18 protein-coding genes and 1 other RNA gene are annotated in these 22,835 nt (G+C 64.8%); 10 read left to right on the top strand and 9 right to left on the bottom strand.

Annotated features, from left to right (window positions below; translation table 11 throughout):
• Positions 1 to 70 precede the first annotated feature (70 nt).
• Together gspD and EGM87_RS01760 are read right to left on the bottom strand one after the other, a co-directional pair.
• Complete coding sequence (gene gspD, locus EGM87_RS01765) at positions 71 to 2,257, bottom strand: type II secretion system secretin GspD (protein ID WP_137709219.1); 2,187 nt, start codon at positions 2,255 to 2,257, stop codon at positions 71 to 73.
• A complete protein-coding gene (locus EGM87_RS01760; protein ID WP_137709220.1) occupies positions 2,254 to 3,084 on the bottom strand; it encodes a type II secretion system protein N in 831 nt (276 codons plus the stop codon). Before EGM87_RS01760 ends, gspD begins: the two co-directional genes overlap by 4 nt.
• A gap of 171 nt (positions 3,085 to 3,255) precedes the next feature.
• Between EGM87_RS01760 and EGM87_RS01755 the strand changes: the two genes are divergently transcribed.
• Entirely contained in the window at positions 3,256 to 3,903 is a 648-nt protein-coding gene (locus tag EGM87_RS01755) for a prolyl hydroxylase family protein (protein WP_171009974.1), read from the top strand.
• A gap of 105 nt (positions 3,904 to 4,008) precedes the next feature.
• On the opposite strand, the gene EGM87_RS01750 is transcribed toward EGM87_RS01755, so the two are convergent.
• The 5 genes from EGM87_RS01750 to ssrA form a co-directional block, all read right to left on the bottom strand.
• A complete protein-coding gene (locus EGM87_RS01750; RefSeq protein ID WP_137709221.1) occupies positions 4,009 to 5,457 on the bottom strand; it encodes a CYTH and CHAD domain-containing protein in 1,449 nt (482 codons plus the stop codon).
• Positions 5,458 to 5,626: 169 nt separating this feature from the next.
• The gene (locus tag EGM87_RS01745) at positions 5,627 to 8,308 is read right to left on the bottom strand and encodes a TonB-dependent receptor domain-containing protein (RefSeq protein WP_137709222.1); all 2,682 of its coding nucleotides are present in this window, start codon (positions 8,306 to 8,308) and stop codon (positions 5,627 to 5,629) included.
• A gap of 93 nt (positions 8,309 to 8,401) precedes the next feature.
• A complete protein-coding gene (locus EGM87_RS01740) occupies positions 8,402 to 9,985 on the bottom strand; it encodes a beta-helix domain-containing protein (protein ID WP_048575382.1) in 1,584 nt (527 codons plus the stop codon).
• 387 nt (positions 9,986 to 10,372) lie between these two features.
• Complete coding sequence (locus EGM87_RS01735) at positions 10,373 to 10,753, bottom strand: tetratricopeptide repeat protein (RefSeq protein WP_048575384.1); 381 nt, start codon at positions 10,751 to 10,753, stop codon at positions 10,373 to 10,375.
• Positions 10,754 to 11,044: 291 nt separating this feature from the next.
• Positions 11,045 to 11,389: a transfer-messenger RNA gene (gene ssrA / locus EGM87_RS01730) on the bottom strand.
• A gap of 24 nt (positions 11,390 to 11,413) precedes the next feature.
• Here ssrA and EGM87_RS01725 point away from each other — a divergent pair.
• The 6 genes from EGM87_RS01725 (at position 11,414) to EGM87_RS01700 (ending at position 16,774) form a co-directional block, all read left to right on the top strand.
• Positions 11,414 to 12,166, top strand: a complete 753-nt coding sequence (locus EGM87_RS01725; RefSeq protein WP_137709223.1) for an NRDE family protein — start codon at positions 11,414 to 11,416, stop codon at positions 12,164 to 12,166.
• Between the two features lie 161 nt (positions 12,167 to 12,327).
• On the top strand, positions 12,328 to 12,918 hold the full coding sequence (locus EGM87_RS01720) for an anthranilate synthase component II (protein ID WP_025551081.1): 591 nt from the start codon (positions 12,328 to 12,330) through the stop codon (positions 12,916 to 12,918).
• Between the two features lie 415 nt (positions 12,919 to 13,333).
• Positions 13,334 to 14,326: an anthranilate phosphoribosyltransferase gene (trpD, locus tag EGM87_RS01715; protein ID WP_137709688.1), complete on the top strand. Its 993-nt coding sequence runs from the start codon at positions 13,334 to 13,336 to the stop codon at positions 14,324 to 14,326.
• Positions 14,323 to 15,114 (top strand): indole-3-glycerol phosphate synthase TrpC, encoded by a 792-nt coding sequence (trpC, locus tag EGM87_RS01710; protein ID WP_137709224.1) that lies wholly within the window; start codon positions 14,323 to 14,325, stop codon positions 15,112 to 15,114. The genes trpD and trpC overlap by 4 nt, the downstream gene beginning before the upstream one ends.
• Positions 15,111 to 15,596, top strand: coding sequence for a cyclic pyranopterin monophosphate synthase MoaC (moaC, locus tag EGM87_RS01705; protein WP_025549266.1), 486 nt, complete (start codon positions 15,111 to 15,113; stop codon positions 15,594 to 15,596). The genes trpC and moaC overlap by 4 nt, the downstream gene beginning before the upstream one ends.
• On the top strand, positions 15,593 to 16,774 hold the full coding sequence (locus EGM87_RS01700; RefSeq protein ID WP_137709225.1) for a molybdopterin molybdotransferase MoeA: 1,182 nt from the start codon (positions 15,593 to 15,595) through the stop codon (positions 16,772 to 16,774). Before moaC ends, EGM87_RS01700 begins: the two co-directional genes overlap by 4 nt.
• An 84-nt stretch (positions 16,775 to 16,858) precedes the next feature.
• Here EGM87_RS01700 and EGM87_RS01695 read toward each other — a convergent pair whose 3' ends face one another.
• The gene (locus EGM87_RS01695) at positions 16,859 to 17,017 is read right to left on the bottom strand and encodes a hypothetical protein (protein WP_165363390.1); all 159 of its coding nucleotides are present in this window, start codon (positions 17,015 to 17,017) and stop codon (positions 16,859 to 16,861) included.
• Between the two features lie 153 nt (positions 17,018 to 17,170).
• Here EGM87_RS01695 and lexA point away from each other — a divergent pair, with 153 nt between their 5' ends.
• On the top strand, positions 17,171 to 17,857 hold the full coding sequence (lexA, locus tag EGM87_RS01690; RefSeq protein WP_025549267.1) for a transcriptional repressor LexA: 687 nt from the start codon (positions 17,171 to 17,173) through the stop codon (positions 17,855 to 17,857).
• On the opposite strand, the gene EGM87_RS01685 is transcribed toward lexA, so the two are convergent.
• Entirely contained in the window at positions 17,848 to 19,992 is a 2,145-nt protein-coding gene (locus EGM87_RS01685; protein WP_137709226.1) for a ComEC/Rec2 family competence protein, read from the bottom strand. The genes lexA and EGM87_RS01685 overlap by 10 nt on opposite strands.
• A gap of 47 nt (positions 19,993 to 20,039) precedes the next feature.
• On the opposite strand from EGM87_RS01685, the gene gltX reads away from it, so the two are divergent.
• The gene (gene gltX, locus EGM87_RS01680) at positions 20,040 to 21,494 is read left to right on the top strand and encodes a glutamate--tRNA ligase (protein ID WP_044661820.1); all 1,455 of its coding nucleotides are present in this window, start codon (positions 20,040 to 20,042) and stop codon (positions 21,492 to 21,494) included.
• A gap of 17 nt (positions 21,495 to 21,511) precedes the next feature.
• Positions 21,512 to 22,798 (top strand): citrate synthase, encoded by a 1,287-nt coding sequence (locus tag EGM87_RS01675; RefSeq protein WP_025549270.1) that lies wholly within the window; start codon positions 21,512 to 21,514, stop codon positions 22,796 to 22,798.
• The last annotated feature ends 37 nt before the right edge of the window (positions 22,799 to 22,835 follow it).

Here is a 22,835-nt window from a genome sequence, read left to right as displayed (position 1 = left end):
TTCCTGAAAGGAAGAAAAGCGAAGGGCTTCGACAAGCCCAGCCCGAATGGAGAGAAAGCCCGCTTCCCGATCATTTCGATTGCTCGCTTTCCGGGATGTCCACAGGCCGCACCACGCCGCTCGACTGGCGGGCGGTCGGTTCGATGATCTCGGCGGGCGGCTGCACCACGGCGTCGCCCGGCTGCGGCGCGGCGGAGGGAGGCGTTGCGCCCATATAGTCGCGCACCAGCTCGTCAATGCCCGGTTCCTGTTCCGGGTTGCGCTGCAACTGCATGCCGCGGATATAGCCGTAGCGCTGCTGCGTCAGCTTCTGCGCATCTTCCTTCGACCGCAATATGGTGGGGCGGATGAAGACCATGAGGTTGGTCTTGGTCCGGCTCTTGCTGCGCGACTTGAACAGTTCGCCGATGCCGGGAATGTCGGACAGCAGCGGAATGCGCTCGATCGTCTTGCGCTCATTGTCGTCCAGCAGGCCGCCCAGCGCCAATATCTCGCCATCGTCGACCGTCACGGTCGTCTCGATCTCACGCTTGTTGATGATGAGGTCGCTGTTGTTGTTCGACACTGGCCCGGCGACGCTGGACACCTCCTGCTTGAGGAACAGCTTGATCGCGCCGCCGGTGTTGATCTGGGGCTTCACCTCCAGCTTGATGCCGACATCCTGCCGCTGGACGGTGCGGAACTGGTTGTCGAAATTCTGGCTCAGCGCCTCGCCCGTAGTCACCGGCACCTGCTGGCCGACCAGTATCGACGCCTTCTGATTGTCCAGCGTCATCACCGAGGGCGTGGAGAGGATGTTGCTGTCGGTATCGGATTTGACCGCATTGATGATCGCGCCGAAAATCCCGTTCCGCCCGAGCGACGTCGCCACCCCGCCGAAGCCGCCGGTCGCGTTCATCAGGCTGTCGACCGCCGCCTGTTGCAGCGTCGTTTCCAGATCGCTGCTGTTATGCGAAGTGGTAGTGGTGACGGTTCCATTGGCCGAAGTTTCGACCGTGGTGTCGTTGCCCAGTTCGCGCGCGCCGATGGCCCCGGCCAACGTCAAGATATTGGGCGAAGCATTGGAATAATTAGTCGCGGCAAAGCCCGTCTTGGTGCTGCCGATCAGGAATTGCACGCCCAGCTTCTTGGCGGCGGCGTCGCTGATCTCGACGATGATCGCCTCCACCAGCACCTGTTCGCGCCTTGTGTCGATCTGGCGGATCGTCTCGCCCAGCATCCGCTGCACGTCGCTGTTGGCCGCGACGATGATCGCATTGGCGCCCTCATAGCGGGTCACGATGGCGGGCCCGCGCGACGAAATCCCGTTGCCGCCCGAGCTGCCCGGCCCCGCCACCGCGGTTGAAGCGGCGGCTGGCGCCGCGGAGGGCGCGGTTCCCGCCGCGGGGGTGGAGGCGGTCACGGACGAAGCGGTCGCCTGCCCCACCAGTTGCTGCAACACCGGCAGCAGCTTTTCGGCATCGGCATGTTCCAGCCAGTAGACGCGGATCTCGGTCCCGCTCGCCGCCTGCCGGTCGAGGTCGCGCGCCATCTGCGCCAGCCGCGCCACCGTCCCGGCATCGCCCCGGATCGCGACGGCATTGCTGCTGTCGATGGGCACGATGGTGGCGGGCTTCGCCGCCCCTTCCCCGCCCGTCGTCACCAGCGCCTGCAGGGACGTCGCGATCTCCCGCGCCCCGGCATTTTTCAGCACGACCGTGGTGGTCGAGGCCGTATCCCGGTCGATCCGCGCGATCACCTGCCGGATGCGCCCGATATTGTCGGCATAATCGGCCACGACCACGCTGTTCCCGGCCCGGTTCGCCGTCACGGAGCCATCCCTGCTGACCAGCGGCCGCAGCGTTTCCAGAGCGCTCGCCGCGTCGATGGAGCGCAGGCGGAACACCTCCGTCACGAACTGGTTACGATTGGCCGCGCGGCCCACGGCGCTGGGCTGCCCCGCCGCGCCGTCCGCCGGCTGGATGCGATAGGCGCCGCCCGGCGCCGGCACCGCCACCAGCCCGTTCGCCCGCAGCGTCGACAGGAAAATCTCGAAATATTCGGATCGCGACAGCGGCCGGTCGGTCACCACGGACACCTTTCCGGCCACGCGGTTGTCGATGATGAAGGTCCGCCCGGTCACCCGCGCCGCATCCTGGATGAAGGCGCGGATGTCGGCGTCGCGCACGTTCAGCGTCTGCTGCGCCATGACCGGCGATGCGATGGGAGCCGCCAGCGCGAGGGCCATGGCGGCGGAAAGAAGCAGTTTTCTGGTCATTGGCCTTGCAGTGTCAGGTTGACGGAGGACATGGCCGCGCCGCGCTCCACCGTCAGGGAAATGCGCGCGCCGGGCATGATCCTGCCCTGCAGCGCCTGAAGATCGCTCACCGATCCGATGGGCTGGCCGTCGACCTGGGTGACGATGTCGCCGGGCTGGAAGCCGGCCTGCTGGAAGCCGGGGCCCTTGGCCGTCAGGATGAGGCCGGTCACGCGCCCATTCTGCATCCGGGGGGTATAGCCAACGTCGCGTTTCAGCATGTCGGCGGTCGGATTGTCCGTTCCCGCCACCGGCGAAGGCGGCGAACCGGTGGGCGCTCCGCCGTCCGGCATGGCCGTCGGCGCGGGCTGCGACTGGTCGAGAAACACCTGCTCCTCCGCCCCGCCGCGGTCGATGGTGATATGGTCGAAGGCGACCGCCTTCAACACCACGCCGGGCATGATCTCCTCACCCACGGCAAAGCTGTTCTGCACCCCATCCGGCCCCGCCACGATCGCGGAGCCCAGTCCGGACCCTTCGTTCAGGCGGATGCCGTAAACGGTCAGCGCCAGGGAGGTCACGACGCCGCCGCCCGCCTGTTGAGGACCGCCGCGATAAAAGGGATCGAAGCTGGAAAACAGCGCCTGCCGTTCCGCGACGGAAAGGAAGCGGGCCTGCCTCCCTTCCCAAGGGCCGAAACTGCCTACGGGCGTCAGCACCGTCCAGACGAGCGCCGCGCATTGCAGCGCCAGCAGGCCCAGCAACAGCTTCTCGACCGCCGACAACCAGTCGATCGGCCGCAACCGTCCGCCCATGTTCCGGATATTCTCGCTGAAAGCCACACGCATGCGCGTCGTTCATCCCCCTTGATATCGGCGCCTGCTAGAAAATTGGTTTTACTACCGGATGACACTATTGTGACGCTTTGATGACAATCGCAACGGCCGAAGCGACGGCGCTTGCATTTCGCGCGGCCAGCGATAGCAAAAGGCCGGATTTCCGCTTCCTGGACCCTGCCGATGGCCGATAGCCTCCCTCCCGCCGCGCCCGACGCCGATCCTGCCTGGATCGCATCCCACCCCCGCATCCAGCGCGTGCCCAGCCGCGACCTGGTCCTGTTCATCCAGCGCCATTTCCTGTCGGCGGAGGAATGTGCCGGCCTGATCGAACGGATCGACGCCCACCGCCGCCCCTCCACCATCGCGGACGCGAATGGCGACGGATATTTCCGCACCAGCGAGACATGCGACCTGGACGCTTCCGACCCGCTTGTGGCGAGGATCGACGCGAAGCTTGCCGCCTTCGCCGGCATCGATCCCGCCCATGGCGAACCCATTCAGGGGCAGCGCTATTCCGTCGGTCAGGAATTCAAGGCGCATACCGACTATTTCGAACCCAAGGGCCCCGATTTCGAACGCTTCTGCGCGGTTTCCGGGAACCGCACATGGACGCTGATGGTCTATCTGAACGAACCGGCGGCGGGCGGCGCGACCCGCTTCGTCAAGATCGGCAAGACGGTACAGCCCGAAACCGGCAAGCTGCTGGCGTGGAACAACCGGCTGGGTCCGGGGGCCTATAATCCCGCCAGCATCCACCACGGCATGAAGGTACGCAGCGGCGTCAAGCATGTGATCACAAAATGGTATCGCGAACGGCCCTGGGGGTGATCGGGTGGGTCGCGAATGACCATTGGCAGCCCATCAAGCGCGACATGCTTCAAGGAGAGGGCGGCGCTCAGACCATCCGCTCTCCATCCCTCGCCGCAAATACCCTCACCGCCAGAAGCGAGGGGCCTCCAGCAAATCCTCATGCGCGCGGGCCGCGGCGCCCAATAATTTCCGTTTCCGCTTCGGACGCAGCCTGGCTTCCTCTCCCCCTAGCCCATAATGCGCCAGCAACCCCGGCGCGGCGACCAGATCATTCAATGCGCCCAGTTCCGACTGCACCTGTTCCAGCGCGGCGATGAATTTGCCCCGCCGCCGCCGCGCCTTCCTGCCCTCGAACAGCCCGGCGAAGAATTCGGAGGCGTAGCGCAGTTTCTTGGCATCCTTGCGCACCTCATGGCGCGCTTCGTCGCTCAATCCGGCAAGCCCCCTGCCCTCCTTCGCGATCCGCCTGCGCAGCCGCCGCAAGCGCCGCGCGGCAAAGTCCGCCGCCGGCTCGTCCCGCATCGCCTGCACCTTGCCCCCGCCATGCCCCGCGCCCAGGGTCAGCCATTCGACAAGATCGATCAGCAGCATGCGAACCCGGGCCGAGCGCAGCCATTCCTGCACGCGGCCATGCACCTCGCCCCGAACCGCATCCCATCGCTCGCGCAGTTCCTCCGTCTCGACCCGTTCGGCCAGCACATCCAGATTGCGCGCCTCGCCCAGCATAGCCGCCAGCCATTTGAGCTCGCCCTGGAAGCGCTCCACATCCGCAGGAGCCAGCATGGGCCTGAACAGCGAAAGGGCCGAGCGTAACCGGCGGATCGCCACCCGTGCCTGGTGCAGCGCCCTTGAATCATAATGATCCAGCAGCAGCGCCTCGTTCAGCCGATAGTGCCGCAGGCAGGTTCCCGCGATCCGCGACAATGCCTCCTCCGCCCGCATCGACGGGTCGAGCGCCACCGGTTCCGCCTTGACGAAGGCGGCAAGCCGGTCGCGCAGCCGGTATCCTCGCTCCGCCTTCGTCAGCACGCCGGGACGGACCGGCATTTCGGCGTCGATCCGCCGCGCGAGGAGGAACAGGGCGCCCGGTGAGCCGGATTTCAGTTCCAGTTCGACTTCGCAGATCGCGGCCTGCCGGTCCCCGGCGCTCACCTGCCCCCGGTCCAGCACCAGTTCGATCAGGGCATCATCCTGCCGCACGATCCATCTGCGCCGCTCGACTTCGGCATGGAAGACAGGCTGGATGCCATGCACCCCCTGCCCCAGCAGCTCGGCTATCGGCGTCCGGGCGTCCAGCACTGGCGCATCGTCCGCGACCGGCATTTCCCATTCCGCCCGCGCGAACAGGCCCGCGCCGCCCTCTCCATCGGCCTTGACCGTCTGCACCCGCTGGCCGTTCGACCGGCGAATACGCAGGCTGATCCCCCGGCCCGCCAGATCCCGCTGCGCCGTGTCGAAATAGACGGACCGCAATGTCGCCACGTCGCAGTCCGCCGGGAGCCAGTCCAGTCGCCCGAAAGCATCCGCCGCATCGGGCGCCAGTTCCAGCTTCAGTTCGACTTCCCGATTCATGCGCCGCCTCCGCGCATCTGCCTGGAGTTCGAACTATCACGAACAGCCCCGTCGCGCCAATCAGCCCGTTAGCAAACGCAATCCTCCCCATGCGGAGACATGAGGAGGATCAGGCAAAGACCGGCGGAGGGTCGAGAGGCGGCATCCCCATCCCCTCGACAACGGGCTTTCAGAAGGTCGTCGAGAGCGAAAAATTGAACGTCCGTCCGATGCGATACGCGTTATAGACGACCATATTGGTCCCGTTCGATTGCGTTTCCTTATAATCCTTATCCAGGATGTTACGGGCCTCGAACTTCACGTCGAACTGGCGACCCGCCACATGCACGCCCTGCCGTGCGACGAAGTCCAGATTGATCGGTGGCCGTTCATAGACATCCGGCTGGTTCTGGTTAGCCAGACCACGGCTGGTCACGCGCTTGCTGGCATAGGACAGGATCAGCGTCTGCTGCGACAGGCTTTCCTGATCTTCGATCCCAAGTTGCAGGTTTACCAGATGATCTGACTGGCCCGTCAGCGGCGCTCCATCGCGGAAGAAGTCGGTCGCGTTGCCCGACGAGGAACCGAACACCGCAACCGGATCATCGGCGCCGACCTTCAGCTTTGACTTGGTATAGGTATAATTGGCGATCGCCACCAAACGCCGCGTTGCGAAAAACGCATCGCTGCCGACGCCCGACAGATCGACATATTTCTGCAATTCGACTTCGCCGCCATACAGATTCGCCTTGGGCGCATTGGCAAAGCTGGTGATGAACTCGCCGCCCGAGATGAAGGTTTCGATCGGATTCTTGATCCGCTTGTAAAAACCCGACAGCGAGAAGCGCTGGTCTCGGGCAAAATACCATTCGAAACGCGCCTCGCCATTATAAAGCTGGCTGTCCTGAAGGTAGGGATTGCCCTGATAACGGCGGTTCGTATCCGGATCGAAGTAGAATTGATAGATCAACTCGCGGAACTGCGGCCGGGCGATGGTCTTCGATGCATTGACGCGGAACTGCATGTCAGGGCGGACCTGCCAGGTCACTGTAGCCGACGGCAGCCAATAATCGTTCTTCAGACTGGTCGCGGCTAGGCTGGCACCGGGCGTGCTGAAAACCTGGATCGGCGACACCGTCTCCTTCGCTTTTTCATAGCGGACGCCGGCATCGATCGACAGTTGCGGAGTGATCTGCCAATTGAACTTGCCATAGCCCGCATGATTGCGCAGCCGCGCTCGGAAAGCCGGATTGCCCTCATTGGTTTCGATGAGGACGATGTCGAAGGTGTCGATTACGCTCGGCCGAAGCAACAGGTCCGGCCGCAGCAGCGCCACCCCTTCAGGGAAAGTGCTGGGCGCCGTGAACTGGAAGTCGCGGCGGGAGCTTGTGCGGCTGGTGTTCAGGAAGGCATAGCCCGCGGTCAGCGACAGTTCGGGCGTCGGCCGATAGCTGAGGTCGATGCCGCTCGACCACAGATCCTCGTTAAGGTCGGAATAGCTGATCGTCGCGTCGCCACCATTGCCATTGTTCAGGCGGTTCACGAAATATTGGCCCAAGGGATCGGACGCCGAATTGGTGCGGACATATTCCAGGGTCAGTTCGGCCGGAGCCTCGCGTTGTGAGTTGGCGAAGCCGCCCCGCACGTCCAGGCTCAGTTCCGGCGTCAACTTGAACTCACCGACGACCTGCGTGTCGATCAACTGCCTTTCATACCAGGCGGTATCCTGCTGCATGAAGTCGACGGCCGTTTCCTGCCGATGGCCGATGCCCAGCCGCGTATGCTTCAGCGTGTCGCGTATATAGAGGTTGGTCCAGCGGATCTTGTTGTCCCCGAATTCCAGACCGACACCCAGCAGCCCGTTGACGATGATGCGATTGTCGGTCGTCACCCGCCGGAAATCATTTTCCAGCGTTCCAAGATCAGGCGTCAGCGAGTTCTGTTGCGTCTGGTCACGCGTCACCCAACGGTTGCTGTAGCCCGCCGTCGCGATCAGGCCCAACACCGCCCCGCCCAGATCGAAGGAGGTCCCGCCGGAGATGGTCGCGCTATAGTTGGGCGCCACGTCCTGCACCCGCTGGACCAGTGCATTGTCGAAGCTGACGAGCTGGCTGGCGATCGCGCCGGTGTCAACATTGCCCGAGCTGATCCGCTCGCCGCTCCGGAAGAAGGCCTTGAGCGCCGGCGGAATGTCGCGCGAACCGTTGTCGAAGCCGGTCCAGTCGCTGCCGCTGCCATAATAGGTGTAACCCATCTGCGCGGTCGTCTCATCATTGGCGCCGATGCCACCGCTCACCGTGACGAAGCTTTCTGCCGGGATGACGCTGGTCGTGAGATTGATGACCCCACCGCCGAACTCGCCTGGGTAATTGGCCGAATAGCTCTTCTGCACCAGTGAGGACGAGACGATATTGGTCGGGAACAGGTCGAGCGGCACGACCCGCTTCAGCGGTTCGGGGCTCGGCAGGGGGGAGCCGTTCAGGAGCGCCAGCGAATAGCGGTCGCCAAGGCCGCGCACATAGACATAGCCGCTACCCACCACGCTAAGGCCGGTGACGCGGCCCAGGGCGCCGGCGATGTTGCCGTCGCCTGTCCGGGCAATATCGGCGGACGACAGGATCGACACGACGGCGGGCGCGCTCTTCTGGATATTCGCGCCGCGGCGGCCCGTGACGATGATGTCGCTGCCGGGAATGGAAATGTCGGGCACGAAACCCTGATCCGCTTCCTTTGCGGGCTGGCCCGGCACCGGGGCGGGATCGGTCGGCTGAGAACCGGCGGCCGGTGCGCTGGCGGTTTGCGCGATTGCAGCCGGTGCGACCAGCGCGGATGAAATGAACAGCAGGCCCGCAAGCTTGAGCGGCGTCGCCATCGAATGTCCCCTAAATATTGGAATTGCGAGATCGGGGCGGGAAACGGCTCGTTTGAAAGCCGCGCCCGCCCCGTTCATGGCTGCGTCGGGCGCTTAGGTGACCGGCAGCGAAGTGCAGGCGCGGTTGGCGTTGCTGGTGGTGTCGAACGCTGCCGTGGCGGAGTTGCAGGTCCAACCCTTGTACCAATTGTCATTCGCGTCCTTGACCGCCCCGACATAGCTGGTCGTGTCGAAATAGGCGTCCAGCGTCTTGGCATCGAACGGAGTCACAGCCGTTTCGCCGGCACCATTGATGAACAGGCTGCTCAGCGAGATGGTGAAAGCGTCGTTATTGCCGTTCGAACCCGAACCGAAGGCTGTCGCGACCTGCGCCGCGGTGATGCTGCCCGTGCCGAGATATTTGGTGGCGTTGCACGCCATCACGACCGAACGGGCGGTCAGCGTCGCCGGAGTGGTGCCGCTGCCGTTCATGCGAAGGCACTCGTTGTTCGGGGAGTTGACGATGCCGTTAACGAGAGTCAGGTCCGCATTGCCGCGCAACAGGATCGAGGCCTGGTCATTGGCGTCGTTATTGGCGCTCGACTGCGCCTGGATCGCGGTGAAGTTGGCAACGATGGTCTTCTGGCGCGGCGTATCGCCTTCAAAGCCGTTGCTGTCGACCTCCATCAGCGCGTCGCCCTGACCAGGGCGCTGCACGATCAGCACATATTGGAAGAAGCCCTGCAAGCCGGTGTCGATGTCGAGGCTGTCGTCATCCGCGCCGGTGGCGATGTAGTGCTTCATCTTGACGGTGCCGCCAAAGAATTCGGCGCCGTCGTCCGAACTGTTGTGGCTCTGGATATATTCCAGCGTGGTGCCGCTGCCGATGCCTTCTGTGGTCAGCGCCTGCAATTCGGTGTTGGCGCCCAGCACATAGCCCGAATAGCGGATCTGCACATATTTCATCGTGCCGCTATTGTCGGTGTCGAGGGTACCGCCATAGATCGCCGGGTCCGCCGCGCCTTCGGTCTGGCGCTCGCAGGTGCCCGCGCCGACCGAGCCGGTGGTGCAGTCGGTGATGCGAGCACGGCCCATCAGCACGACGCCGCCCCACTGACCGATGGAATTGTCGTTCACTGCGCCGTCGATATTGCTCTTGCTGGTGAAGATGATCGGCTTGTCGGCCGTGCCGACGGCATTGATCTTGTTGCCGCGATTGACCGCGAGCCAGGACGTGCCGGTGGCACCATAGACGATAACGCCGGGTTCGATGGTGAGCGTGACGGACGGCAGCGTGCAGCCGGCGGGAATCTGGCTGTCGCTGGGTCCGCGGTCGCAACCGACATCGACGCGGCCGGGGAGCGAATAGAGCAGGCCGGCAAGCTTCGGCAGGGTGATCGACTGGTTGATGCGCGACGGCAGTTCGCAGATGCGCCATACACCGGTCGGCGTCGTGGCGGTGGTGCCCCTATCGACCAGCGGATTGGCGCCAGCCGGAAGGGTCGGACAACCGCCTGCCGGGGTTACCGTCGCCGACGGGGTCGGCGTGGGTGTCGGAGTCGGCGTGGGGGTGGGATAGTTGATGGTGATGTCACCGCCGCTGCCGGGCGAGGCGACGTCATTGGCGCCGCATGCGCTGAGCGCGGCACAGGCACAGCCCGCCATCAGGATGGTGTTGAAACGGTTATTCTTGACCATGGAGTCTCCGCCCCGGCGCTCGCCGGCTTCATAAAGGTTGCGGAGCGCAGGGGAGAAACTCGAATCGGACAACGCCCCCTGTCGCCCTGCTGGCGGCAGTTAGGCGCGACAGATGACAGGGTTGTGCCGCTTCTATGACATATCGAGGTCTTTCAAATGACAGTTTGAAGACGCATGTTTCACTTTTGCGACATCGCCCCGATCTTTGCTCTGCTTGCCATGGGATCGGGCCATCCGCAGCGCGCGGCCTGCGTATGATTTAACGCAGCGCGATCTAGGCACCTGATGAAGGCGGAACAGCTTCCAAGCCGCAAGGACAAAGGGGCGCCGTCCCAAAAGGACGACGCCCCCGCTCCCTGCACCCAGGGTGTCCGCCTTTGCGCCTGTTCAGCGCATGGCGTAACTTGTCTGCAGACGGCCGATCGCCTTGCGAGCGATCTCCCGCGATGATCCTTCCTGCCCATCAGCCGTCACCAGCACGGCGTCAGGAGCGAAGCGCGCCGCCTGATATGCATTGCGTGCCGCCTTTGCCTTCCCCATTCCGGCATAGGCATTTCCCAAATTAATGAGTCGAGCCGGATCGTCGGGGAAATCGGACCGCAGCGCCTCCAGCCGGCGAGCAGCGACCTGATAGTCCCCCGCTGCCAGCGCCTTGGAGGCCAGCCCCTTGTCGGACACGCCCACTATGATGGTATCATCGGCAGCCGATGCCACAGCCGGGGCCATCGCCGCCAGAGCCAACCCACAAATTGCTGCGGCCTTCCTCATCCAAAACCTCCAAAAAACCTTCTATAATAGCTGTAAGTATTTCACTTTGATGACATGGGAGCAAGGGCAGGAGCATCCACTGAAAAGGATTTTTATCGCCCTATATTCAACATCTTATATCTTTTTCTTTTAACTGTCATAAAAGTGTAATCGAATGAAGTCGTTCCGGACTTCATCGATTCGCGAGCAGCCGCGCAGGGGGCCAGCGATCCCGCGACGAGCCGACTGGAAAAAGTGGAATTGTGAGGGAAGGTCCGGAGGGTTCTGTTGCCCGGCCCCTCCGGCGGCCGCTGAATTCCCTTCTGTTGCCCGGTGGGTTCAACCGCGTTCTTTTTGAGTAATGTCCGGCCGTGAGGCCATCAATTACGCAGCAAGAGCAAGAGCCTCGTTATCGTTGGCACTTGTGAGTTTTGAACCTTTTTACGGCGTACTCAGGCCGGGTGAAGGCATCGCTTTTCAACACACGTCGATCCTAGTTCGGCCCCGTCACGCGCCCCGGAACGACGGGGAATGTGGTGGAGCCGCCGGGTACCGCCCCCGGGTCCGCTGCGCCTATTGCACGATACGATTTATCACCATAGCCGGGCGAACCCGGCACCGGCCTATATGGAGAGGCGCGGACCGTTTATCAAGCCGCTCCCGATCTGGAGGAAAACACGCATGTGCATCATGGCAATGGCTTGGGACGCGCACCCCCGCTGGCGGCTGATCCTCATCGGCAATCGCGACGAACTGCACGCGCGCCCCGCAGCGCCGCTCGCCCGCTGGGAACAGCCGGACCATCTGATCGCAGGCCGGGACCTGCTTTCCGGCGGAACCTGGCTGGGCGTTTCCGAACAAGGGCGCGCCGCGATCGTCACCAACCTGCGCGGCTATGGCGGGCCCGATCCCGATCGCGCGTCCCGCGGCGCGTTGGTGACGGACCTTCTGAGCGGCGACGAGACGGCTCCGCTGGGGGATTTCAATCCGTTCAATCTCATCCTGATCGACCGGGACCGAGCGCTGTTCCTGACCAACCGCCCTCACCTCCTTCGCACGGAACTCACGCCTGGCCTCTATGGCCTTTCCAACGGCACGCTCGATGCGCCTTGGCCGAAGACGCTCGCCCTCAAATCCGCCTTGCTCGACTGGCTGGTCGCCGGAGCCGACGATCCTCTGACGCTGTTCGGCGCCCTCCGCGCGGAAAGCCTGCCCCATGCCGGCATTGCCCCCGATGCACCCTCCGACATTCCGGCGGAGGCGATGATCTCGCCCATCTTCATCCGCAATCCCGTCTATGGCACGCGATGCAGCACGATCGTCGCAGTCGACGCGCGGGGACAAGGCGTCATTTCGGAGCGCCGCTTCGACCCGGACGGCGTGCAGACCGGCGAAACCCGCTTGGCTTTCAAATGGGACGAGATGGGCGAATGAAGGGAAATCCATTTGCCACCGCCAGTCGATGCTTGCCCCCTGCCTTCGCGGAAGCACATGCGCTTGGGGTCGACACTCCCTGTCCGGCTTCCCACCCAAATCGTCGCTGCCGCGGAAATGCGGCCCTTCCCCAAGCTTCGATCCCGCGCTAAAGCCGCTGCATGATCCTCGTCATCGACAATTATGACAGCTTCACCTGGAACCTCGTCCATTATCTCATGGAATTGGGAGCGCAGGTGGAGGTTGTCCGCAACGACGCCATTTCCGCCGGCCAGGCCCTCTCCACCGGCGCGCAGGCATTTCTGCTGTCGCCCGGTCCGTGCACGCCCAATGAAGCAGGCGTCAGCCTCGATCTCGTGGCCGCCTGCGCCGATGCGGGTGCGCCGCTGCTGGGCGTGTGCCTGGGCCATCAGTCGATCGGCCAGCATTTCGGCGGCAAGGTGGTGCGCGGCGGCCTGATGCACGGCAAGACCTCTCCCGTCACCCATGACGGCACGGGTCTGTTTCAGGGGCTGCCTTCGCCCTTCACGGCCACCCGCTACCATTCGCTGATCGTCGAGGAGATTCCCGAAACGCTGATCGTCAACGCCACCAGCGAGGACGGCTCGGTCATGGGTTTCCGGCATCGCGACCTGCCGATCCATTCGGTCCAGTTCCACCCGGAAAGCATCGCCACCGAACATGGTCATGACATGCTGGCGAACTTCATGCGGATCGCCGGCATTCCAGTTCGCGAACGCGCGGCGGCCTGAAGCGGCCTCACCTTAGACCAAGTTCGGAATTTGGGGGGAATGGCCAATTCAGGACCTTCCTTCTCCCTTGAGGGGGAAGGATAGGAAGCCTTGGCGATGAAGGAGCCTGGGCTGATTTGGATGAGGGGGGAGCGGGCCTGCGGCCCGCGCGATCCCCTGGATCGCGACCCCCTCTTCCAGCTACGACTAGGCAGCAAGCTGCCAAGTCTGCGCAGCCCTCTCCCTCAAGGGAGAGGGGTAAAGCGGGTGTCCGATTACCCCCAAATCAGCCCGTCCGGCAAATTACGAGAAGGCAGGAACGCCGCGGCAAACTTGTAGCGACCGCATCGCCTAGCGCACCATATTGCGCTGCCATAACGACTTTCGCGCTTCCCCATCTCGACTCCGGCGCCTTCCCATGATTAAGGCAGCGTCGATGACCCGCCTGCCCGATCCCGCCACCCCACTCGACGCGCAACAGGCCGCAAAGGCTTTCGACCTGCTGTTCGACGCCAACCTGCCGGAAGAGGAGATCGCCGGCTTTCTCGTCGCCATGGCCCGGCGTGGCGAGACGGCAACGGAAATCGCCGCCGCCGCCCGCGCCATGCGCCACCGCATGATCCCAGTCACGGCGCCGGCGGGCACGATCGATGTCTGCGGCACGGGCGGCGATGGCCATCATACCCTCAACGTTTCGACCGCCGTGTCGCTGGTGGTCGCGGCGGCGGGCGTGCCCGTGGCCAAGCATGGCAACCGCGCCGCTTCCTCCAAGGCCGGCGCAGCCGATACGCTGGAAGCGCTCGGCCTGGACCTGGACCGCGCCGCCACGACAGCCGAAGCGACGCTGGCCGATCTTGGCATCTGTTTCCTTTTTGCGCAGAACTATCATCCCGCGCTCAAACGGCTTGGCTCCATCCGCAGGGCGATCGGGGAACGCACCATCTTCAACCTGATGGGGCCGCTCGCCAATCCGGCCGGGGTGCGCCGTCAACTGGTCGGCATAGCGCGTCCGGACTATGTCCCCGTCTATGCGGAGGCGCTTGCGGAACTGGGCGTCGATCATGCGATGATCGTTTCAGGCGACGAAGGGCTGGACGAACTGTCGCTGGCCGGCGGCAATGCTCTGGCGGAGGTGAAAGGCAGCAGGCTGGTTGCGACGCGCCGCCTGACCGCTGCCGAACTCGGCCTGTCCACCCATCCGGTCGAGGCGATCAGGGGGGGCGACCCCGCCTATAACGCCGCCGCCCTGCGCGCCCTGTTGCAAGGCGAAGGGGGGCCTTATCGTGACGCGGTGCTGCTGAACGCCGCCGCCGCCCTTGTCGTGGCCGACGCCGTGTCCGATTTCCGCGAAGGCGTGGAGGAAGCCGCCGAAACCATCGACCGCGGCCTTGCCAACGCGCTGCTCAATTGCTGGATAGCCTATAAATGACGAACAAGCTGATCGAAATCTGCGATGTAAAGCGGGAGGAAGTCGCCCGGCGCAAGGCCGCCACGCCCATTTCCTCGCTTCACGCCCGCGCCGCCGAACAGACGCCTCCGCGCGGCTTCCGCAAGGCGCTGGACGGTGCCGCCCGCCCCGGATTCGGCCTGATCGCGGAGATCAAGAAGGCCAGCCCGTCCAAGGGCCTGATCCGCCCCGATTTCGATCCGCCCGCCCATGCCCGCGCCTATGCGGCGGGTGGCGCGGCCTGCCTGTCGGTGCTGACCGACGAACCCTATTTCCAGGGGCATGACGATTATCTGGTCGCGGCCCGATCGGCCTGCGCCCTGCCGGTGCTGCGCAAGGATTTCATGGTCGATCCCTGGCAGGTGCTGGAAAGCCGGTCGCTCGGCGCCGACGCGATCCTGATCATCGTCGCCGCGCTGGACGACAATCAGATGGCGGAGATAGAGGACGCCGCCCTTGGCCTGGGCATGGATGCGCTGGTTGAAGTGCATGATGCGCAGGAACTGGAGCGCGCGATGAAGCTCCGCTCGCGCCTGATCGGCGTCAATAATCGCGACTTGCGCGACTTCACGGTCGATTTCGCCCGCACCTACGAACTGGTCGGACAGGCTCCGGAAGGATGCACCTTCGTTGCGGAAAGCGGCATCGGCAGCCATGACGACCTGATCGCCATGTCGGACCATGGCGTGCGCTGCTTTCTGGTGGGGGAAACCCTGATGAGGCAGGCGGATGTCGAAACCGCCACGCGCAGGCTGCTGACGGGGCGATGAGCAAGCTCACCCATCTGGACGAGGAGGGGTCGGCCCATATGGTCGATGTTTCCGCCAAGGCGACGACCGCGCGCAAGGCTGTCGCGAGCGGCCGCATCAGCATGAGCCCCGATGCAGCAGCAGCGATCGAGCAGGGATTGGTGAAGAAGGGCGATGTGCTGGCCGTGGCCCGCGTGGCGGGCATCATGGCGGCCAAGCGGACCGCCGACCTCATCCCGCTCTGCCACCCGATTCCGCTCAGTTCGGTCAGCATCGACCTCGATCTCGACGGCAGCGGCGTGACCGTGACGGCGACCGCGAAGACCGCCGGTCAGACCGGCGTCGAGATGGAGGCGCTGACCGCCGCGTCGGTCGCGTTGCTGACGGTCTATGACATGGCCAAGGCGCTGGACAAGGGCATGATCATCAGCGACGTGCGCCTGCTGGCCAAGAGCGGCGGCAAGTCCGGCGACTGGACGGCTGGGGACGGGCCGGCGTCATGAGCCTGCTTCCGGTCGCGGAGGCGCAGAGCCGCCTGATGGCGCTGGCAAGGCCGCTGCCGATGGAGCATATGCCCATTCCCGCCTGCGCCGGACGATGGCTGAAGGAAGATGTCGTTGCGCTGCGTGATCAGCCCTGGGCCGATCTTTCCGCCATGGACGGCTATGCCGTGCGCGCCGCTGAATGGCCCGGGCCATGGCAGGTCGCCGCCGAAAGCGCAGCGGGCGGCCCGCCGCCTCCGCCCCTCGAACCCGGCCAGGCCTGCCGCATCTTCACCGGCGCGCCCTTGCCGCAGGGCGCCGACAGCATCCTGATTCAGGAAAATGCCGCGCGCGAGGGGGACATGCTGCGCGGGCTGGAGGAGGCGCTGACGAAGGGGCGTCATGTGCGTCCGGCCGGTTCCGACTTCCGCAAGGACGGCCTTTTGCTGAAGGCCGGCAGCGCATTGGGGGCGGCGCAGATCGCGCTCGCCGTGCTGGCCGGGCATGGGACGCTGCCCGTATCGCGCCGGGCGCGGGTCGCCCTGCTCTCGACCGGCAACGAACTCGTGCCCCCCGGTGCGCCGACGCAGCCCGGCCAGCTTCCCTCATCCAACGCGCCGATGCTGGCCGCCCTGCTCGCCGGCCTTTCCTGCGATGTCATCGATCTGGGGATCGTGCCGGACGATCTCCCCGGCATGGTCCAGGCCTTTGCCCGCGCCAGCCAGGCGGACATCATCGTTTCGACCGGCGGCGCATCGGTGGGCGATCACGACATCGTCCGCCCGGCTTTCGTCCAGGCCGGGGGTTCGCTCGATTTCTGGAAGATCCGCATGCGTCCGGGCAAGCCGTTGATGGCGGGGACATTGGGTTCCGCCGTCTTCCTGGGCCTGCCGGGCAATCCGGTATCGGCCTTCGTGACGGCGACGCTGTTCCTGTTGCCGCTGGTCCGCAACATGATGGGCGCGGCATCGCCCCTGCCCCGCACCGCGCCGGCGACGCTCGCCGCGCCGCTGCCCGCCACGGGGGAACGCGACGATTACCTCCGCGCCTTCCGCACGGAAGCGGGCATCGTTTCCGTGACATCGCAGGACAGCGCCGCCACTGCGGCCATGGCGATGGCCGACTGCCTCATCCTGCGCCCCGCCGGCTCTGCTCCGGTCGCCGCCGGCGATCCCGTCACGGTCCTTCCCCTCGCATAAGGAAAGGGGCCGCCGCGCGACCCCTTCCAGTGCAGTCCTGACGGATGGCGGCGATGTCAGCCATGCTGGACCGCCGCCGTTCCTTCAACGCTGCTGCTTGCCGGGCGACTTGTCCTGACGGCGTTCATCGCCCATCTGGCCCTGCCGGTCTTCCTGCTGCTGCTGGCGTCCACCCTGGCTGGAGCGGTCGCCGCCCTGCTGGTCGCGACGTTGACCGCCGCCCTGGTTGTTCTGGTTGGCCATCTTTCTCTCCTATTCACCTTCTTCGTGGAAGGCAGGCGTTAAACGGCCTGCGGCCTTCCGCGTTCCAGCAAAAGCGCCCAACGGTTAGGCGCTTGACTTGCCCCGTTCCGTTTCCTATGCGTTCTCCATCCGTTCCAAGGAGGGCAAGGCGAGATGTTGACACCCAAGCAACAGGAATTGCTGAGCTTCATTCAGACCCGGCTGGAGGAGGGAGGCGTATCCCCCTCTTTCGAGGAGATGAAGGAAGCGCTGGACCTGCGGTCCAAATCCGGCATCCACCGCCTGATCAATGCGTTGGAGGAACGCGGCTTCATCCGCCGCCTGCCCAATCGCGCCCGCGCACTGGAAGTGCTCAAACTGCCCGATGCCATGCATCGCGCTCCCAAGGTCGTCGTGCCTGCCAAGCCGCCGCTGACGCCCGGTCCAGCGGCCAGCAGGCCACCGGTCGCCGCCAACGACATATTGGAGATTCCGCTGCACGGCCGGATCGCGGCGGGTGTGCCGATCGAGGCGCTGGAGGGGCAGAACATGCTTTCCGTTCCCGCCGCGCTGCTGGGCACCGGGGATCATTATGCGCTGGAAGTGGCGGGGGATTCAATGGTCGAAGCGGGCATTCTGGACGGCGATTTCGCGCTTATCCAGCGCACCGACGTCGCGCGCGAGGGGCAGATCGTGGTCGCCCTGATCGACGAAAATGAAGCGACGCTGAAATATTTCCGGCGTGAGGGTCCGAAGGTCAGGCTCGATCCCGCCAACAGCGCCTATGAACCGCAAATCTACGACCCTCGGCAGGTTCGCATCCAGGGCAAGCTGGCCGGGTTGCTGCGCCGCTATAACTGATGCTTCCTGTATTCGCGCGGCCGGCTGGAAGGCCGCGCGACCCAGGGGTGCTCATCATGCCACGCCTTCGCGCTGCGCATGGTGCCATGGTCCAGATCGATGGTCAGGCCACCCGTCCTGGCGAGGAAGCGTCGATCCACCTTCAGCCAGCGTGGGCGACAGGCGCCCGGCAGGCGGCGGTCGCTGACGACGATGTCTGAATAGGCGCAATCCCGCGCCAGTATCGCATTATCGATCCTCACGCTGCGTCGCGTCAGCAACAGGTTCCAGTTCCGGCCCCCTCCTTTCAGGCGAACGGCGCATAGATCGGGAGAACAGCGGGCCTGGGGCAGCGCCGTCAATGCCTGCAAGGTACCGTCATAACCCGCGCTTTCAGCCATGACGTCGCGCGCATAGCCGCCGGCTCGCGCCCGCAGCATCGCCATGCCGCCATCGGCAGTGCGCACCGCGACATGCCGGCCGTCCCCGCTTATCAATATGGCGGGCATCGGGCTGGTCAGCACCATCATGACGCCCGTGGTCACGGGCATCAGACCCGCCCAGCGCCACCGGCTTCGCCATAGCAGGCACCACAGCATGCCCAGCAGCATCAGGCCGAACACCACGCCCGACTGGGCGGGCGCCAGAACCACCGCCCAAGGGCTGGACGCCACGCCATGGGCAATCAGCAACAGCAGGTCGATCGATCGCGCGGCAAGCCACCAGAAGGGCGCACCCCACCCGCCGAGGTCCAGCAGCAAGGCCGTCGCCTCCAGCGGCATGACCACCAGCGTCGTAAGCGGTATGGCCACCAGATTGGCGATCGATCCCAACATGCCCGCCTTGTGAAAATGGAACAGCGCGATCGGCGCCAGCACCAGCTCCACGACCAGGCCGGTCGCCAGCATGCCCGCAAGATTGCGCCCGATCCGGCGCCATACCCCTTCGTCACGCGGCGCGAGAAAGGCGCGGAAGGCCGGATGCTCGCCCAGCGACACCAGGGCTATCACGGCCGCGAAGCTCATCTGGAAGCTCGGCCCCACCAATGCTTCTGGCCAGAGGATCAGCACCACCAGCGCCCCCGCCGCCACGAGCCTGAGCGTGATCGCGTCCCGCCCCATCGCCAGTCCGCCCAGCACAAGCAGGGCAGCGACGCAGGATCGCACGGTCGGCACCTCTGCGCCAGTCAGAAGCGTATAGCCGATGCCCGCCAGAGCGCCGCCGCCCGCGGCCAGCAGCATCAGCGGCCAGTCGAGAGCCGCCCGGCGGCTGAGCGCCATCATCCGCATCAACAGGAAGATCACCGCAGCGATCAGGGCCGTGACATGCAGACCGCTGATCGACAGCAGATGCGCAAGGCCGCTCCGCCGCATCGCCTCCGCATCTGCCTGCGCGATCGCGCCCTGATCGCCGGTGGCCAGGGCAGCGGCGATGCCGGCGCCCTGTCCCGGAACGCGCTCCAGGATATGCTCGAACAGACGCGCCCTCAACCGGGGGCCGGCCGTGGCCGGCCGCAGGACCGTAACCGGCGGCAGCACACGCCCGGTCGCGCCGACGCCCTCGAAATAGGCGCGGCGCGCAAAATCATAGCCGCCCGGCAGGCTGGGCGGCGCAGGCGGCATCAGCCTTGTGCGGAAGGCTATGATGGCTCCCTCCCCGACCCCCGGCGGCATCGACGCATCGTCAAGATTGACGCGCACCAGGGGCGGCAGGGCAGGCACGCCGACAGGCCGGACCAGCACGCGACTCATGTGCTGCGCGGGCAGCCTTTCGACCGACCGGACCTCCCCCTTCAGCGAGATGAAGGCCGGGCGGTCGAGGGGCGGCGATCCGACGATCGTCGCTTTCCCCCAGACCAGCAGGCACCCCGCACAGGCAAGAATGCCACCGACGACGATCGCCTGACGCACCCGGCCACCGGGCGGCAAAAGCAGCGCGGCGCAGGCAACCGCAAGCGTCACGCAGCAAAAGGCCAGCCATTCCAGCCGATTAGGCAGAAGGAACCAGGCCGCGATTCCCGCAGCCAGGGCGACCGGAACCCATAGCGGCAACCGTTCGCGCTCCTCCTCCAGCCACAGCTCCACGCCGCGCCAAATCCGCGCCGCTTTCCCCCGGGCCGAACTGACAACGGAGGTTTGTCGTGGCTCGAAAGCCATGCTAGGGGGCGTCGCGATCATGGATGGGTCGGGTGGTATCCGGGCGAATGGCAGGGAATGAAACGGTGAGTGCTACAGGTTCGAACAAGCAGGTAGTAACCCGTTTTGCGCCGTCGCCTACCGGTTTTCTTCACATCGGCGGCGCGCGCACCGCGCTATTCAACTGGCTGTTCGCACGTCATCACGGCGGCAAGTTCCTGCTGCGGATCGAGGACACAGACCGGGCCCGCTCCACCGAGGAAGCGGTCGCCGCGATCTTCGACGGGCTGGAATGGCTGGGGCTGGGCGGCGACGAACCGGCGGTTTTCCAGTTCGAGCGCACGCCCCGCCATGCCGAAGTGGCGAACCAGATGCTCGCCTCCGGCCATGCCTATCGCTGCTATGCGACGCCCGAGGAACTGGCGGAACTGCGCGAGCGGCAGCGCGCCGCCAAGCAGCCGATGCGCTATGACGGGCGGTGGCGGGACCGCGATCCTTCCGAAGCCCCGGAAGGCGCGCCCTTCGTCATCCGCCTGAAAGCGCCGCGCGAAGGCGAGACGGCGATCGAGGACGCCGTGCAGGGCCGCGTCGTCGTCCAGAATGCGGAGCTGGACGACATGATCCTGCTGCGTTCGGACGGCACGCCCACCTATATGCTGGCGGTGGTGGTCGACGACCATGACATGGGCGTCACCCATGTCATTCGCGGCGACGACCATCTCAACAATGCGTTCCGCCAGCTAGGCATCATAAAGGCGATGAATTGGGAAGAGCCCATCTACGCCCATATCCCGCTGATCCACGGGGCCGACGGCGCGAAGCTGTCCAAGCGGCACGGCGCGCTTGGCGTCGATGCCTATCGCGACGAGTTGGGCATGCTGCCCGAAGCGGTGTTCAACTATCTGCTGCGACTCGGCTGGGGCCATGGCGACGAGGAGATCATTTCCCGCGAGCGTGCGGTGGAACTCTTTGATATTTCAGGTGTCGGCCGCTCGCCCTCTCGCTTCGACATCAAGAAGCTGGAGAATCTGAACGGCCATTATCTGCGCGAGGCGGATGACGCGCGCCTTGCCGCGCTGGTCGCGCCAAGGGTTGCGGCAAGGTTGAACATCGACCTGCCGGAGGATGGCGAGAAACGGCTTGCAGAGGCCATGCCGTCGCTCAAGCCCCGCGCCAGGACGCTTAACGAAATTGCGGAGGGCGCCGAATTCTTGTTCAAAAATTGCCCGCTCGATTTTGACGAGAAGGCGCTTGCTCTGCTAGACGATTCCGCACGCGCGCTGCTGGGACAGACAGCCGACGCTCTTGCACCCGTCCAGTCCTGGACGGTCGAAGCGATCGAAGAAGCCATTCGCCGCGTGGCAGAGGATGCCGGCCTCGGGCTTGGAAAGGTCGCGCAGCCTTTGCGCGCGGCGCTGACCGGTCGCACGGTTTCGCCGGGAATTTTCGACGTCCTTTTCCTTCTGGGGAAGACGGAGAGCTTGGAACGATTGGCCGCTGTGAGGCACGCATCGGCCAATTGAAGTATCAGGAGAATACCATGTCGGATAACAATGCCACTTTGAGCGTCGACGGCAACGCGAAAGACTATGCCATTCTGAACGGCACGGTCGGACCGCAGGTCATCGACGTTCGCAAGCTCTACGCCAACACCGGCATGTTTACCTACGACCCCGGCTTCACCTCGACCGCGAGCTGCGATTCGGGCCTGACCTATATCGACGGCGACGCCGGTGTGCTGCTGCATCGCGGCTATCCGATCGACCAGCTTGCCGAACAGTCGAGCTTCATGGAAGTGTCCTACCTCCTCCTCAACGGCGAACTGCCCTCGAAGAAGGAACTGGAGGATTTCACGCGCACCATCACGCGCCACACCATGGTGCATGAGCAGCTCACCACCTTCTACCGCGGTTTCCGCCGCGATGCCCACCCGATGGCGATCATGTGCGGCGTGGTCGGCGCGCTCTCGGCCTTCTATCACGACTCCACCGACATCAACGATCCGGAACAGCGCAAGATCGCCAGCCACCGCCTGATCGCCAAGATGCCGACGATCGCGGCGATGGCGTATAAATATTCGGTGGGCCAGCCCTTCGTCTATCCGCGCAACGACCTCAGCTACACCGCCAACTTCCTGAACATGACCTTCTCGGTCCCGGCGGAGGAATATGTCATCGATCCGGTCGTCGTCGACGCGATGGACAAGATCTTCACGCTGCACGCCGACCATGAGCAGAACGCGTCCACATCGACCGTGCGTCTGGCCGGCTCGTCCGGCGCCAACCCCTTCGCGTGCATCGCGGCGGGCATCGCCTGCCTCTGGGGTCCGGCGCATGGCGGCGCCAACGAAGCCGCGCTCAACATGCTGCGCGAAATCGGCACCGTCGACCGCATTCCGGAATATATCGCCCGCGCCAAGAACAAGGACGATCCGTTCCGCCTGATGGGCTTCGGCCATCGCGTCTACAAAAATTACGATCCGCGCGCGACCGTGATGCAGAAGACCGCGAAGGACGTCCTGGCGAAGCTGGGCGTCGACGATCCGATCTTCGACGTGGCGAAGGAACTGGAGCAGATCGCGCTTCACGATCCTTATTTCATCGAAAAGAAGCTCTATCCGAATGTCGACTTCTATTCGGGCGTGATCCTCTCGGCCATCGGTTTCCCGACCGAGATGTTCACCGTGCTCTTCGCCCTTGCCCGCACCGTCGGCTGGGTCGCGCAGTGGAACGAAATGATCTCCGACCCTGCGCAGAAGATCGGCCGTCCGCGCCAGCTCTACACCGGCCCGGCGCAACGCGATTATGTCCCCGTCGACAAGCGCTAGGCTGCACCGGCAATAAGGCAGGGAAGCGGCGTCCGTT

Origin of the sequence: Sphingobium sp. RSMS (assembly GCF_005406185.4) — a bacterium.
GTDB lineage: Bacteria > Pseudomonadota > Alphaproteobacteria > Sphingomonadales > Sphingomonadaceae > Sphingobium > Sphingobium fuliginis.
The sequence above is the reverse complement of the archived record's forward strand: the minus strand, read 5'-3'. Positions and strand labels throughout refer to the sequence as shown.

What these genes read in the sequence shown, in the direction of transcription:
- gspD (WP_137709219.1), bottom strand. Translation starts at nt 2,257, where the DNA reads ATGACCAGAAAACTGCTTCTTTCCGCCGCCATGGCCCTCGCGCTGGCG.
- EGM87_RS01760 (WP_137709220.1), bottom strand. Translation starts at nt 3,084, where the DNA reads ATGCGTGTGGCTTTCAGCGAGAATATCCGGAACATGGGCGGACGGTTG.
- EGM87_RS01755 (WP_171009974.1), top strand. Translation starts at nt 3,256, where the DNA reads ATGGCCGATAGCCTCCCTCCCGCCGCGCCCGACGCCGATCCTGCCTGG.
- EGM87_RS01750 (WP_137709221.1), bottom strand. Translation starts at nt 5,457, where the DNA reads ATGAATCGGGAAGTCGAACTGAAGCTGGAACTGGCGCCCGATGCGGCG.
- EGM87_RS01745 (WP_137709222.1), bottom strand. Translation starts at nt 8,308, where the DNA reads ATGGCGACGCCGCTCAAGCTTGCGGGCCTGCTGTTCATTTCATCCGCG.
- EGM87_RS01740 (WP_048575382.1), bottom strand. Translation starts at nt 9,985, where the DNA reads ATGGTCAAGAATAACCGTTTCAACACCATCCTGATGGCGGGCTGTGCC.
- EGM87_RS01735 (WP_048575384.1), bottom strand. Translation starts at nt 10,753, where the DNA reads ATGAGGAAGGCCGCAGCAATTTGTGGGTTGGCTCTGGCGGCGATGGCC.
- EGM87_RS01725 (WP_137709223.1), top strand. Translation starts at nt 11,414, where the DNA reads ATGTGCATCATGGCAATGGCTTGGGACGCGCACCCCCGCTGGCGGCTG.
- EGM87_RS01720 (WP_025551081.1), top strand. Translation starts at nt 12,328, where the DNA reads ATGATCCTCGTCATCGACAATTATGACAGCTTCACCTGGAACCTCGTC.
- trpD (WP_137709688.1), top strand. Translation starts at nt 13,334, where the DNA reads ATGACCCGCCTGCCCGATCCCGCCACCCCACTCGACGCGCAACAGGCC.
- trpC (WP_137709224.1), top strand. Translation starts at nt 14,323, where the DNA reads ATGACGAACAAGCTGATCGAAATCTGCGATGTAAAGCGGGAGGAAGTC.
- moaC (WP_025549266.1), top strand. Translation starts at nt 15,111, where the DNA reads ATGAGCAAGCTCACCCATCTGGACGAGGAGGGGTCGGCCCATATGGTC.
- EGM87_RS01700 (WP_137709225.1), top strand. Translation starts at nt 15,593, where the DNA reads ATGAGCCTGCTTCCGGTCGCGGAGGCGCAGAGCCGCCTGATGGCGCTG.
- EGM87_RS01695 (WP_165363390.1), bottom strand. Translation starts at nt 17,017, where the DNA reads ATGGCCAACCAGAACAACCAGGGCGGCGGTCAACGTCGCGACCAGCAG.
- lexA (WP_025549267.1), top strand. Translation starts at nt 17,171, where the DNA reads ATGTTGACACCCAAGCAACAGGAATTGCTGAGCTTCATTCAGACCCGG.
- EGM87_RS01685 (WP_137709226.1), bottom strand. Translation starts at nt 19,992, where the DNA reads ATGGCTTTCGAGCCACGACAAACCTCCGTTGTCAGTTCGGCCCGGGGG.
- gltX (WP_044661820.1), top strand. Translation starts at nt 20,040, where the DNA reads ATGGCAGGGAATGAAACGGTGAGTGCTACAGGTTCGAACAAGCAGGTA.
- EGM87_RS01675 (WP_025549270.1), top strand. Translation starts at nt 21,512, where the DNA reads ATGTCGGATAACAATGCCACTTTGAGCGTCGACGGCAACGCGAAAGAC.